11 protein-coding genes are annotated in these 11,800 nt (G+C 70.6%); 1 reads left to right on the top strand and 10 read right to left on the bottom strand.

What is annotated here, in order from left to right:
- Positions 1-15: 15 nt before the first annotated feature.
- The 4 genes from ACFP2T_RS25620 to ACFP2T_RS25605 are packed head-to-tail and all read right to left on the bottom strand — an operon-like array spanning position 16 to position 3,310.
- Entirely contained in the window at positions 16-909 is an 894-nt protein-coding gene (locus tag ACFP2T_RS25620; protein ID WP_377425654.1) for an amino acid ABC transporter permease, read from the bottom strand.
- 16 nt (positions 910-925) lie between these two features.
- The gene (locus tag ACFP2T_RS25615) at positions 926-1,570 is read right to left on the bottom strand and encodes an amino acid ABC transporter permease (RefSeq protein WP_192765325.1); all 645 of its coding nucleotides are present in this window, start codon (positions 1,568-1,570) and stop codon (positions 926-928) included.
- Between the two features lie 16 nt (positions 1,571-1,586).
- Positions 1,587-2,561 (bottom strand): glutamate ABC transporter substrate-binding protein, encoded by a 975-nt coding sequence (locus ACFP2T_RS25610; RefSeq protein ID WP_377425652.1) that lies wholly within the window; start codon positions 2,559-2,561, stop codon positions 1,587-1,589.
- A gap of 20 nt (positions 2,562-2,581) precedes the next feature.
- Positions 2,582-3,310, bottom strand: a complete 729-nt coding sequence (locus ACFP2T_RS25605) for an amino acid ABC transporter ATP-binding protein (RefSeq protein WP_377426202.1) — start codon at positions 3,308-3,310, stop codon at positions 2,582-2,584.
- A 213-nt stretch (positions 3,311-3,523) separates the two neighbouring features.
- Between ACFP2T_RS25605 and ACFP2T_RS25600 the strand changes: the two genes are divergently transcribed.
- A complete protein-coding gene (locus ACFP2T_RS25600; RefSeq protein WP_377425649.1) occupies positions 3,524-4,690 on the top strand; it encodes an ROK family transcriptional regulator in 1,167 nt (388 codons plus the stop codon).
- A 68-nt stretch (positions 4,691-4,758) separates the two neighbouring features.
- On the opposite strand, the gene ACFP2T_RS25595 is transcribed toward ACFP2T_RS25600, so the two are convergent.
- From ACFP2T_RS25595 to ACFP2T_RS25570, 6 genes are all read right to left on the bottom strand, one after another.
- Complete coding sequence (locus ACFP2T_RS25595) at positions 4,759-5,955, bottom strand: ROK family protein (protein WP_377425647.1); 1,197 nt, start codon at positions 5,953-5,955, stop codon at positions 4,759-4,761.
- 8 nt (positions 5,956-5,963) lie between these two features.
- A complete protein-coding gene (locus tag ACFP2T_RS25590) occupies positions 5,964-7,226 on the bottom strand; it encodes a sugar ABC transporter permease (protein WP_377425645.1) in 1,263 nt (420 codons plus the stop codon).
- A gap of 150 nt (positions 7,227-7,376) precedes the next feature.
- Positions 7,377-8,213 carry an ATP-binding cassette domain-containing protein gene (locus tag ACFP2T_RS25585; protein WP_377425642.1) on the bottom strand — a complete coding sequence of 279 codons (837 nt, stop codon included), beginning with the start codon at positions 8,211-8,213 and terminating at the stop codon, positions 7,377-7,379.
- Between the two features lie 263 nt (positions 8,214-8,476).
- A complete protein-coding gene (locus ACFP2T_RS25580; protein WP_377425640.1) occupies positions 8,477-9,568 on the bottom strand; it encodes a sugar ABC transporter substrate-binding protein in 1,092 nt (363 codons plus the stop codon).
- Between the two features lie 391 nt (positions 9,569-9,959).
- Entirely contained in the window at positions 9,960-10,439 is a 480-nt protein-coding gene (gene ybaK, locus ACFP2T_RS25575) for a Cys-tRNA(Pro) deacylase (RefSeq protein ID WP_377425638.1), read from the bottom strand.
- A gap of 9 nt (positions 10,440-10,448) precedes the next feature.
- Positions 10,449-11,678 (bottom strand): THUMP-like domain-containing protein, encoded by a 1,230-nt coding sequence (locus tag ACFP2T_RS25570; protein ID WP_377425635.1) that lies wholly within the window; start codon positions 11,676-11,678, stop codon positions 10,449-10,451.
- Between the last annotated feature and the right edge of the window lie 122 nt (positions 11,679-11,800).

Below are 11,800 nucleotides of genomic sequence, written 5' to 3'. Positions count from 1 at the left end.
TGTCTCTCTCTCCTGTCATCGGGTGGTGGTGGCGCCGTCGGTGAGCAGCGTGGCAGCCGGGTCCACCGCGGCCGGGTCCGTGCCGGACCCCGAACGGCGACGGCCGAACAGCCGGCCGTCACGGGCCTGCAACACCCGGGCGAACTTGGACAGCGACGCGTTGACCGCCAGGTAGAGCACGGCCACCACCAGGTAGGTCTGGATCAGCAGATGGGTGTACGAGGCGAGCACCTGGCCGCTGTACAACAGCTCGGTGAAGCTGACCACGAACCCCAGCGAGGTGTCCTTGAGCAGTCCGACGAGCTGACTGACCAGCGAGGGGGTGAGCTTGAGCAGTGCCTGGGGGAGTACCACCAGCCGCATCACCTGGGCCGGGCGCAGCCCGATCGCCTGACCGGCCTCCGCCTGACCCCGGTCCAGCGCCCTGATGCCGGCCCGGAAGATCTCGGCGAAGGCGGCCGAGTTCGCCACCACCAGCGGTACGACCAGTTTCCAGAACAACGAGAAGTTCAACCCGTACGCCGGCAGCGCGAAGAGCGTCACGTAGATCAGCAGCAGCACCGGTACGGTTCGGAAGATCTCGACGTACGCCCCGGCCAGCAGTCGAAGGCTACGGCGCCGGGACAGCCGGCCGAGTGCCAGCAGCAGCCCGAGTGCGGCGCTGAGCACGGCGGTCACCGCGGCGGCCCGGAGCGTGGCCCAGAGCGCGATCAGCAGGTACCGCCAGATCGGCCAGGTGCCGAACGGACGCCACCGGTCGGCGGCCAGTTCCCCGTGCGCGGCGAACTGGTAGATCGCGACGGCCAGTCCGGCGGCGATGGCCAGCACGCCGAGCACGGTGGCGATCCGGATCCGGCGCCGCCCGCGCGGTCCCGGCTCGTCGAAGAGCAGCCGCTGCGGATCGTTCATCGCCGCCCCTCCCCGTTCATCGGACGATCGCCAGTCTGCGTTCGAGCCGGCCGGTGACCAGCCCGATCACCAGGGCGAGCAGCATGTACGCCAGCCCGGCGCCGGTGAAGATGAGGAGCGGCTGCGCCTCGACCAGGTTGACGTTGTTGGCCGTCTGGGTCAGCTCGACCACGCCGACGGCGGCGGCCAGCGAGGTGTTCATCAGCAGCGCGATGCTGATGTTTCCCATCGGCTGGATGACCGCCCGGAACGCCTGGGGCAGGATGACGTACCGCAGCGACTGGCTGAAGGTCAGCCCGATCGCGCGGGCCGCCTCGGCCTGACCGATGCCGACCGTGTTGATGCCGGCCCGGATCGCCTCCGCGAAATACGCGCCCTCGTACGCCGCGATGACGATGGCGGCGGAGGTGAACAGCGGGAACGTGATTCCGAGCTGCGGCAGCGCGAAGACGAACAGCACGAGCAGGGCCAGCAGCGGCAGGTTCTGCAGCACCTCGACGTAGACCAGTCCGACGGTGCGCAGCAGCGGCACGGGACAGATCCGCAGGGTGGCCACCACGACGCCGAGCAGCAGCGCCGCGACGGTGGTCACGACGGTCAGTTCGACCGTCGTGACCAGCCCGTGGCCCAACTCGGTGAGGTATCCGGAGAACGGGTTCATCGCCGTCGGACGCTGCTCAGGAACCCTGTGCGGACCCGATCGCCGGCGGGGTGGGCGCGCCGCCCTCCACCACCGTGCCGAGGGTGGCCTGCCACACCTTGGCCCAGGTGCCGTCCGCCTGGATCTTCGTCAGCCAGTTGTTGACGAACTCCTTGAACTGGGCGTCGTCGCGGTTCAGCCCGATGCCGTACGGCTCCGTGGTGAACGGCTGGCCGACCACCTTCATCCCCGGGTTCACCTTGGCGTTCGAGGCGAGCAGGGTGAAGTCCTGGACGTACGCCTCGCCCCGGCCCTGGAGCAGTGCCTGCACCGCCTGCGGGTCCGTGGCGAAGGCGACCTGCTCGGAACCGGGCGCGGCGGTCGGCAGCGCGGTCACCGCCGGGGTGTTCGTTCCCACGACCACCTTCTTGCCGGCCAGGTCCTGCACGCCGTGGATGGTGGTGTTCTCCTTCTTCACCGCCACGGCCAGCCCCGAGGTCAGGTACGGGCCGGCGAAGGCGATCTGGGTGGCCCGCTCGGGGGTGATCGTGTACGTCTGGAACACCGTGTCGACCGACTTGGCGCGGAGCAGCGCCTCGCGGGTCTGGGTGCCGATGGTCACGGTCTCGACCTCGGGCTTGCCGATGATGTACTTCGCCAGCAGCCGGGCGAGGCTGGCGTCGAAGCCCTCCACCTTGCCACTCACCGGGTCCTGCTGGGACAGCAGCGGAGCGTCCAGGGAGCCGCCGACCAGGAGTTTGCCCCGCTGGCGGATCTTCTCCATCGTGGAACCGGCCGGGATGTCGGCGTCGGTGGCGACGGGGGCGGCGTCGTACACCGCCTGGTCCACCACCCCGGTGCCGCCCAGGCCCGGTACGCCCGCCCCGCCCGGCGTACCGGGGGTGCTCGAACCGCCACCGCCGCAGCCGGCGGCGGCCATCGCCACCGCGACCGAGGCGGCGGCGATGGCCACCGTCCGCCGTGGCCGCAGCCTCTTGGTCAGGATCGACATGTCACTCCTCGGGAAAAACATCAGTGCTGAAGGATCTTGGAAAGGAAGTCCCTGGCCCGCTCGCTGCGCGGGGCCGCGAAGAAGTCGTCCGGACCGGCCGACTCGACGATCCGGCCGTCGTCCATGAAGACGACCCGGTCGGCGGCGCGGCGGGCGAAGCCCATCTCGTGGGTGACCACGATCATGGTCATTCCGTCGGCGGCGAGCGACACCATCACGTCGAGCACCTCGTTGACCATCTCCGGGTCGAGCGCCGAGGTCGGTTCGTCGAAGAGCATCACCTTCGGGCGCATCGCCAGGGCGCGGGCGATCGCGGCGCGTTGCTGCTGGCCGCCGGAGAGTTGTGCCGGGTACGCGTCGGCCTTGTCGGCGATGCCGACCCGGTCGAGCAGGGCGCGGGCCTCGGTCTGGGCCCGGGCCCGGGGGACCTTGCGGACCTTGGTCGGGCCCAGCGTGATGTTCTCCAGCACGGTCCTGTGCCCGAACAGGTTGAAAGACTGGAAGACCATTCCGACGTCGGCCCGGAGCCGGGCCAGTTCACGCCCCTCGGCCGGCAACGGTCGACCGTCGATCTCGATGCTGCCCTGACCGGCGACCTCGAGCCGGTTGAGGCAGCGGCACAGGGTGGACTTGCCGGAGCCGGAGGGCCCGATCACCACCACCACCTCGCCGGTCGCCACCGTCAGGTCGACGTCCCGGAGGACGTGGTTGGTCCCGAACCACTTCTGTAGGCCCCGTACCGCCACCATCGGCGTCGTCGGGTGTTCCGCCGCCTGTTCTGCCGCCCGAAGATCAGCGAGAGGGTTCCCTGTCATGGCGGGCTACCTGCTCCAATCTTCGAACTTTCTCCAACGACCGAACTAAGTTTGCGATTACTTGGAGTAACAGTGGCTTTCTAATGTACCCACGCCAAGTAAGTCAACTGCTTGCCTGGAGGAACTTTGGGTGCTAGGAACCTTGTCGTGACGGATGACGAGGCGCCCGGGGTGGCCGTCCAGGGCACGAACGCCGGAGAGATGCTGCGGCTGGTGGCCACCGGGGCGGCCGCCAGTCGTGCCGACCTGGCCCGGTTGTCCGGATTGTCTCCGTCGACCGTTTCCCAGCGGGTCGAGACGTTGATCGGGCGCGGGCTGCTCCGCGAGGTGGGCGCCGGCAAGTCCCGGGGCGGACGGCGACCCAGACAGCTCGAAGTGCCCGTCGACGGAGTGGTGATCGGCGCCGTCGACCTCGGTGCACACCACGCCCGGATCGGCACGCTCGACCTCGCCGGCCGGGTGGTCGAATCCCGGTCCCTGGAGGTACGGGTCGAGGACGGCCCCGAGTCGGTACTCGGCACGCTGCTCACCGAGGTTACCGAGCTGATGCGCGGCGCGTCCGGGCCCGGTGCCGTACTGCGGGGTATCGGGGTCGGCATCCCGGGGCCGGTCCAGCACAGCACCGGCCGGATCGTCTCGCCGTCCCGGATGCCCGGCTGGAACGGCTTCGACGTGGTCAGCTTCTTCGCCGGCCGGACCGACGTGCCGGTGGTGGTCGACAACGACGCCAACCTGATGGCGCTGGGCGAACACCGCTGGAAGCACCCGGAACTCGACCACGCCGTCTACGTGAAGGCCGGCACCGGAATCGGCGCCGGGGTGATCTCCGCCGGCCGGCTGCACCGGGGCGGGCAGGGCTCGGCCGGCGACATCAGCCACTGCCAGGTCTTCACCGCCGACCCCGCACCGCTGTGCAGTTGCGGCAACACCGGCTGCCTGGAGGCGGTGGCCAGCGGAGCGGCCCTGGTCAGCGCGCTACGCGAGCGCGGTCTGCCGGTGCAGAGCCTGCCCGACGTGATGCGCCTGATCGACGACGGCGACCGGCACGCCACCGCGCTGGCCCGCAACGCCGGCCGGTCGATCGGGGAGATCCTCGCCGTCGTGGTCAACTTCTTCAATCCCCAGGCGGTCGCGATCGGCGGCCTGCTGGCCGACTGCGAGCCACTGCTGGCCAGCATGCGGTCGGTGCTGTACGAGCGCTGTCTGCCGCTGGCCACCCAGACGCTGCTGATCGAGCGCCTCAGCACCGGCGCCGACGTCGGCATCCTCGGCGCCGGCCAACTGGTCATCGACCGGGTGGCCGATCCACTCTGACGGATTCGGCGTTAAGAAGGGGCCCTTCTTCTACAGAAAACGATAAGAAGGGGCCCTTCCTTACATCCTCAGCTGGCGTCGAGGGGGTCGGCGAGGAGGTGTTCGAAGGCGAGTTCGGCGGCGCCGATCAGGGCGGCGTCCTCGCCGAGCTGGGGCGTACGCAGGCGTACCTGCTCGCGGGCGGCGGGCAGGGCGAGGGAGTTGAGCCGGCTGCGGACCCGGGCCGCGGCGGCGAGGTAGACGTCCCGGAGGGTTCCGCCGAAGATGACCACCCCGGGGTTGAAGATGTTCACCAGGTTCGCGACGCCGAAACCGAGCCAGTCGCCGACCTGGCGTATCGCGGCCTGGGCGTTGGCGTCGCCCCGGGCGGCGGCGTCGACCAGCCGCAGCACGGCGTCCCGGCCGACGGCGTCGCCCCGACCGGCGGCCTGGAGCATCGCGTACTCGCCGATCTCGGTCTCCCAGCAGCCGTGCGAGCCACAGCCGCAGGGTCGCCCGCCCGGGTGCACCACCATGTGTCCGACCTCGCCGGCGTACCCGCCCTGGCCGGTGAGCCGCCGGCCGCCGACGATGATCCCGGCGTCGATGCCGACGTCCCGGTGCAGGTAGATGAGGTCGTCGTAGCCGTTGGCGGCGCCCCGGGCGTGTTCGGCCACCGCGCTCGCGTCGGCGGCGTTGCTGACCAGGATCGGGCGCTCCGACGGAAGGATCTCGCCCAGGGCCTCGCCCAGTGGCTTGTCCATCTCCCCGTTGCCGGCCCAGTCACTGTCCGGGCGGATGTGTACCGCGCCGTCCGGGCGGCGCAGCCGACCACAGACCGCGACGCCGCTGCCGACGTAGACCGAGCCATCGGCCACCGACTGGTGCATCTCCTTCACGAAGCCGGCCAGCAGGGGGAGGCTGTCCTCCGCCAGCAGGCCCGGTGGGCGGTCCGCCTGCCGCCGGTCCAGCACCACCCCGCCGAGACCGATCCGGGCGGCCCGCAGCCGGTCGACCTCGATGCTGTACGCGTACGCGAAGACCCGGGCCGACTCGGGCCGGACGACCAGCGACGGTCGCCCGGCCCGGCCGGTTTCCCGAGGTGCCCGCTCGCTGACCAGCCCCGCCGACGCGAGTTCGGCGGTCAGCGCGCCGATGGTGCTGCGGTTCAGTCCGAGCGAGGTGGTCAACTCCGCCCGGGAGGTGGCGCCGTGGATGTGTACGTACCGCAGCAGCGCGCCGAGATTCTGCCGGCGAATCTCCTCCTGGCTCGGCCCTGCGCGCATGGTGCCCCTTATCGATTACCGGTCGCGGCGGCCCGGCGTCGGGACAGCGCGTCGACGCTGGCCGCGAGCAGCAGCACCAGTCCGGTCACCACGAAGGTGAATCCGGAACTCCGGCCGAGCAGCCCCATCCCGTTGTCGATGACCGCGATGACCGCGCCGCCGAGCACCGCGTCCACGATCCGGCCCTTGCCGCCGAAGAGGCTGGTGCCACCGATCACGGCTGCGCCGACGGCGTAGAGCAGGACCTTACTGCCACCGGTGTTCGCGTCGACCGAGCTGGCCCGGCTGGCCGCCACGATGCCGCCGATCGCGGCCATGAAGGAGCAGATGACGAAGACCGAGATGCGGATCCGGTCCACGTTGATGCCGGCCCGGCGGGCCGCCTCCCGGTTGCCGCCGACCGCGTAGACGTGCCGGCCGTACGCGGTGCGCTGGAGGACGAAGGTCCAGACGATCAGCAGGACGACGATGATCGGCACGACGATCGGTACGCCCTTGAGCGAGACGAGCTGGTTCCGGCTGCGTTCGAGGTTCAGCAGGTAGACGGCGGTGCCGACGATCAGTGCGAGGCTGCCGATCCGGATCAGCACCACGGCGAGCGGCTCGGTGATCAGCCCGAGCGCGGTGCGGTTGCGGTGCCGGAGCAGTTGTACGGCCGCGTAGCCGGCGACGCCGAGCAGGGTCAGGGCCCAGCCGAGCCACGGTGGCATGTTCCGGTTCGAGATCGCCACCAGCACCTCGTCCCGGACCGAGACGTTGGTGCCGCCCTTGATCAGCAGCAGCACGATGCCCTGGAAGGCGAGGAACGCGGCGAGGGTGACCACGAAGGACGGTATGCCGATCTTCGCTACCAGGAAGCCGATGACGAGCCCGATCACCACGCCGGTGACCAGGGCCGCGGCGACCGCGACGTACCAGGGATAGCCCTGGAGGGTGACCAGTTGGGCCAGCACCGCGGCGCAGACACCGCTGGCGAAGCCGGCGGAGAGGTCGATCTCGCCGAGCAGCAGGACGAAGACCAGGCCCATCGCGATCAGCATCACCGCCGCGCCCTGGGTGAACAGGTTGGCGAAGTTGCCCTCGGTCATGAAGTTCGGCCGCAGAATGGTGAAGACCGCGCAGAGGACGATCAGCCCGAGCACGGCCGGCAACGACCCCATGTCGCCGCCGCCGACCCGGGCCAGGTAGTCCCGGAGGTGGCTGCCGACCGTGGGTACCGGCGGGGGCGGCACCTCGACCGGCTGCACCGGGGCGGTTGTAGGGGCGCTCATGCCCTCTCCTCGCTTCGCTCGTCGACGTCATGAGCTTGGAAACTGAGCTCGCTGATTCGCTCGCTGCGCTCGCTCATGCCCTCTCCTCGCTTCGCTCGTCGACGTCATGAGCTTGAAAACTGAGCTGGCTGATTCGCTCGCTGCGCTCGCTCATGCGTCGGCTCCTGCGCTCGTCGTCGTCTCGGTGTTCTGGGTGTCGCGCTTCCCGTTGCCATTGCCGTTGCCGTTGTCGCCGGCCAGCCCGAGGCCGCCGCTGCGGCCGGCGGTGATCAGCTCGACCACCTGGGCGTGGGTGACGTCGCTGGTCTTCAGCTGGGCGACCATCTGGCCGAGGTAGAGCATGGCGATCTGGTCGGAGACGGCGAAGACATCGTTCATGTTGTGCGAGATGAGCACAACGGCCAGTCCGTTGTCGGCCAGCCGCCGGACCAGCTCCAGTACCTGGGCGGTCTGCGCCACGCCCAGCGCGGCGGTCGGCTCGTCGAGGATGACGACCCGGCTGTTCCAGAGCACGGCCTTGGCGATGGCCACGGTCTGGCGCTGTCCGCCGGAGAGGCTGGACACGTGCTGGCGCAGCGATTTCACCGTCCGGACCGAGAGACCGGCCAGGGTCTCGGCGGCCATCTGTTCCATGCTCGGCTCGTCCAGGACGAGGCCGCTGCGCTTCTCCCGGCCGAGGAACATGTTCTGCACGATGTCGAGGTTGTCGCAGAGCGCGAGGTCCTGGTAGACCACCTCGATGCCGAGCGAGGCGGCGTCGCGGGGACCGCCGATGTGCACCGGTCGGCCGTCGAACAGGACCTCTCCGCCATCGGACGAGTAGATCCCGCTGATGCACTTGACGAGAGTGGACTTGCCGGCGCCGTTGTCGCCGACGAGTGCCGTCACCTCGCCGGGATTGACCGTGAGGTCGACGTTTCGGAGGACCTGCACGGGACCGAAGCTCTTGTCGATCCCGCGCAGTTCCAGCAGGGGTGTGGCGGACACGGTGGGTCTCCTTTACACGGGTGTCCGATCGCGGGGGCCGATCGAGGGGGTTCGATCGCAGTCCGATCGCGTGCCACGACCGGGTATCCGATCGTGGTCCGATTGGGCGGTCCGGTCCAGTGCTCCGACGGGCGGGTGCGCCGCCCGGCACGGATCGCTCCGTGTCGGGCGGCGCATCCGGCGGCGGTGCCGGGCGGCTCCGTCGGTGCGTCGCGGCGCACCGGCGGAGCCGTCGGCGGGGCCAGCCGAGGCGTCGATCGGGGTCAGCTCACGCCGGCCTGGGTGCACAGTGCGGCGAAGGCTCCGGCGCAGAGTGCGTCCTTGGTGACGAAGCCGTCGGTGACGACGTCCTTGACGTTCTCCTTGTAGATCGCCTTCGGTTCGAGCAGCACCGACGGAACGTCCCGACCACCCTCCGGGTCCTTCACCGTCTTCTCGGTGGTCTTCTTCTCGCCCTTGGCCAGCGCGATCGCCAGTTCGGCGGCCGCGTCGGCCTCCTTCTTGATCGCCTTGTAGACGGTCATGCACTGGTCACCGGCGAGGATGTTCTGCAGACCCTGCACGGTCGCGTCCTGGCCGGTCACCGGCACCTTGCCGTTGAGCTTGTTCTTCTTGAGCATGGAGATCACCGCGTTGCCCAGGCCGTCGTTCGCGGCCAGCACGCCGTCGATCTTGCCATTCTGCTGGGTCAGCATCTGCTCGAAGATGGTGCCGGCCTGGGCGTTGTCCCAGCCGGGCACCCACTGGTCCGGGCCCTTGACGTACTCGCCGGAGTCGTACTTGGCCTTCAGCACCCCGTCGTAGCCGTTCTTGAACAGGGTGGCGTTGTTGTCGGTCTCCGCGCCGTTCAGTTCGGCGATGACCGGCTTCTGCACGTTCTTGTCGGTCAGGCACTTCACCAGACCCTCGCCCTGCAGCTTGCCGACGGCCTCGTTGTCGAAGCTGACGTAGTACTCGGCGGAGCCGCCCAGCGTGAGCCGGTCGTAGTCGATGGTGAGTACGCCCTGGGTCTTGGCCTTGTCCAGCACGGCCTTGCCGGTGCCGGAGTCCAGGTTGACGATCATGAGGACGTTCACGCCGTCGGTCATCATCTGGTCGGCGATGGTCTGGAACTGGGCCTTGTCGCCCTGGGCGTTCTGGATGACGGAGTCAACGCCGGCGGCCTTGAACGCCTCCTCCAGGTACTTGCGGTCCGCGGTCTCCCAACGGTCCGAGGAGGCGCTGTCCGGAAGGATGACGCCGATCTTCGGCGTCTTCTCGGTGTCACCGCCGCTGCCGGAGTCCTCGCCGCACGCGGCGAGGCCGCCCGTGGCCAGCAGGCCCACGGCGGCGATGGTGAGGATCCCTCTGCGCATTGCACGGGTCCTTTCGGGGGTGGGTGTGGTGTCTCGGATCGGGGTGGTGCGGTGGTACACCTGAACGGGCCGGTCGGCGTTCCTGGTGGGCTGCGGCGACCCGTCCGCCACACTTTTGTTGTGTCCGGCAACGTATTGCGCCCGGAGCCGACGGGGCAAGGCTGCCGAGGCCACGAGTTTGTTGTCGCCGATAACAATTCAGCAACGTGGTGGACATGCATCGTCATCGTCCGGGACCGATGCCTCGAACCAGGATGAAGGGCCCAGGGCCGGCGACATGGCGCGGCGGGCCTGCGCGGGACCGGCCGCGGCGAGGATCAGGGGTGGCGCCCGGTCGTCGAATCAGGGGCGGCGCCCGGCCGTGGGCTCGGGCGGTGGCGCGGCCGTGGGATCAGGGGGCGGCGAGCGGCGCGGTGGTGGCGGTGGTGAGCCGGATCAGGTCCGCCGGGTCGAGTTCGAGTTGCAGGCCCCGGCGCCCGGCCGAGACGTAGATCGTCGGAAAGCGTTCGGCGGAGGCGTCGACCACCGTGGGCAGTGCCTTGCGCTGGCCCAGCGGGCTGATGCCACCCCGTACATAGCCGGTGGTCCGCTCGGCCAGGGTCCGGTCGGCCAGCGTCGCCCGCTTGCCCCCCACCGCCGTCGCCAGCGTCTTGAGGTCCAGTTCCCCGGTGACCGGCACGACCGCCACGGTCAGCACACCGTCGACGGCGGCGACGAGCGACTTGAAGACCCGCTCCGGGGGTACGCCGAGCGCGGCGGCCACCTCGGCACCGTAGTTGGGCGTCTCCGGGGCGACGTCGTACGGATGCAGGGTGTGCGGAACGCGCTGCCGGGTCAGCAGCGCCGTCGCCGGTGTTCCCTTGCCCGCCACCATCGCACCCTATCGCCGCTCGGCCGCATCCGCGCCGGGCGGTGGTACCGGCCGGCAGAGCAGCACCACGGGCGCGTCGGCGATCCGGGTCAGCACCAGGCTGATCGGTTCGGTCCCGGTCAGCCGCAGGTCGCGACGGAGCCGCTCCGGCTCCAGTGCGGATCCGCGCTTCAGGATCTCGACCCGGCCGATGCCGAGCCCGCGCAGCAGGGTGCGGAGCCGCTTGAGCGAGAAGGGGAGCGAGTCGACGACCTCCAGGCACCGGGCGAACGGGGTCGGCCGGGCGGAGTCGGCGTAGACGTAGGCGATGTCGGGGTCGGCGAGGGTGCCGTCGACCGTCTCGGCGAACTCGGCGACCAGGTGGGACCGGACCACGGCGCCGTCCGGGTCGTACAGGTAACGCCGGACGGGGCCGACCGGAGCGCGTACGGCGCCGGTGCCGGTCAGTTCGTGCGTCGCCGCCCCGGTCAGCAGGGTGGCCCGGCGCGGCGCGGCGCCGAGCGGACCGCACCAGACGGTCGCCTCGACCAGGTCGCCGCCGACGCTCACCCACTCGCCCTCGGCGCCCGGCGGCAGCAGCGCGTGGTCGATCCCGGGGGCGACCTTGAACACCGTCCGGGGGATCCGGTCGGCGAGGCCGAGCAGGAAGTCCCAGGGCGGGGAGTAGGCGGCCGGGTCGAACACCCGGCGACCGGTGCCGGCCCGCCGCCGCGCCGGATCGCAGAACACGGCGTCGACCGGTCCACCGTCGACGTCGGTGACATCGAACCGGGTGGCGTCGCCGCGACTCACCGTGAACCGGTCGGCCACGCCCGTCGCCCCGGCGTTCGCGGCGGCCATCGCCGCGGTGACCGGGTCGGCCTCCACGCCGTACACCCGGATGCCGGCGCGGGCGGCGGCGATCGCGTCCGCGCCGAGGCCGCAACCGAGATCGGCCAGCGTCCGCACCCCGGCCGCGCGCAACCGGACGGCGCGGCGGTCCGCGACCACGGACCGGGTGGCCTGCTCCAGCCCGGCCCGGGTGAAGAACATCCCGGCGGCGTCCGGGCCGAACTTGGCCACCGCGCGACGCCGCAGTTCGGTCTGGGTGAGCGCGGCGGCGGCCAGCCCGGCGGGTACCCCGGCCGAACGCAGCGCGGCGGCCGCGGCCAGCGGGTCGCCGCCGGCCACCGCGCCGGCCGCGGTCAGCGCGGTCATCCCCGCCGGGGTACGCAGCGCGGCGAGCTGGTCGGAGTCCACCGCTGCATTGTGCCCAGCGGGACCCCCGGCAGGCGTGTCGGGATGGCACTCTCCCTGACGGAGCGCCGGTCGCCGGCATCACCTGCGGTCAGCGCTTCCGATCATGCCGCGGCCCAGTTCGC

It is taken from the genome of Plantactinospora solaniradicis, from assembly GCF_042658085.1.
Taxonomy (GTDB): domain Bacteria; phylum Actinomycetota; class Actinomycetes; order Mycobacteriales; family Micromonosporaceae; genus Plantactinospora; species Plantactinospora solaniradicis.
This window is presented reverse-complemented; position numbering and strand designations above follow the sequence as displayed.

Excerpts from the sequence above, each read along its gene's own strand:
- ACFP2T_RS25590 (WP_377425645.1), bottom strand. The coding sequence starts at position 7,226 with ATGAGCGCCCCTACAACCGCCCCGGTGCAGCCGGTCGAGGTGCCGCCC.
- ACFP2T_RS25605 (WP_377426202.1), bottom strand. The coding sequence starts at position 3,310 with ATGGTGGCGGTACGGGGCCTACAGAAGTGGTTCGGGACCAACCACGTC.
- ACFP2T_RS25615 (WP_192765325.1), bottom strand. The coding sequence starts at position 1,570 with ATGAACCCGTTCTCCGGATACCTCACCGAGTTGGGCCACGGGCTGGTC.
- ACFP2T_RS25580 (WP_377425640.1), bottom strand. The coding sequence starts at position 9,568 with ATGCGCAGAGGGATCCTCACCATCGCCGCCGTGGGCCTGCTGGCCACG.
- ACFP2T_RS25595 (WP_377425647.1), bottom strand. The coding sequence starts at position 5,955 with ATGCGCGCAGGGCCGAGCCAGGAGGAGATTCGCCGGCAGAATCTCGGC.
- ACFP2T_RS25620 (WP_377425654.1), bottom strand. The coding sequence starts at position 909 with ATGAACGATCCGCAGCGGCTGCTCTTCGACGAGCCGGGACCGCGCGGG.
- ACFP2T_RS25610 (WP_377425652.1), bottom strand. The coding sequence starts at position 2,561 with ATGTCGATCCTGACCAAGAGGCTGCGGCCACGGCGGACGGTGGCCATC.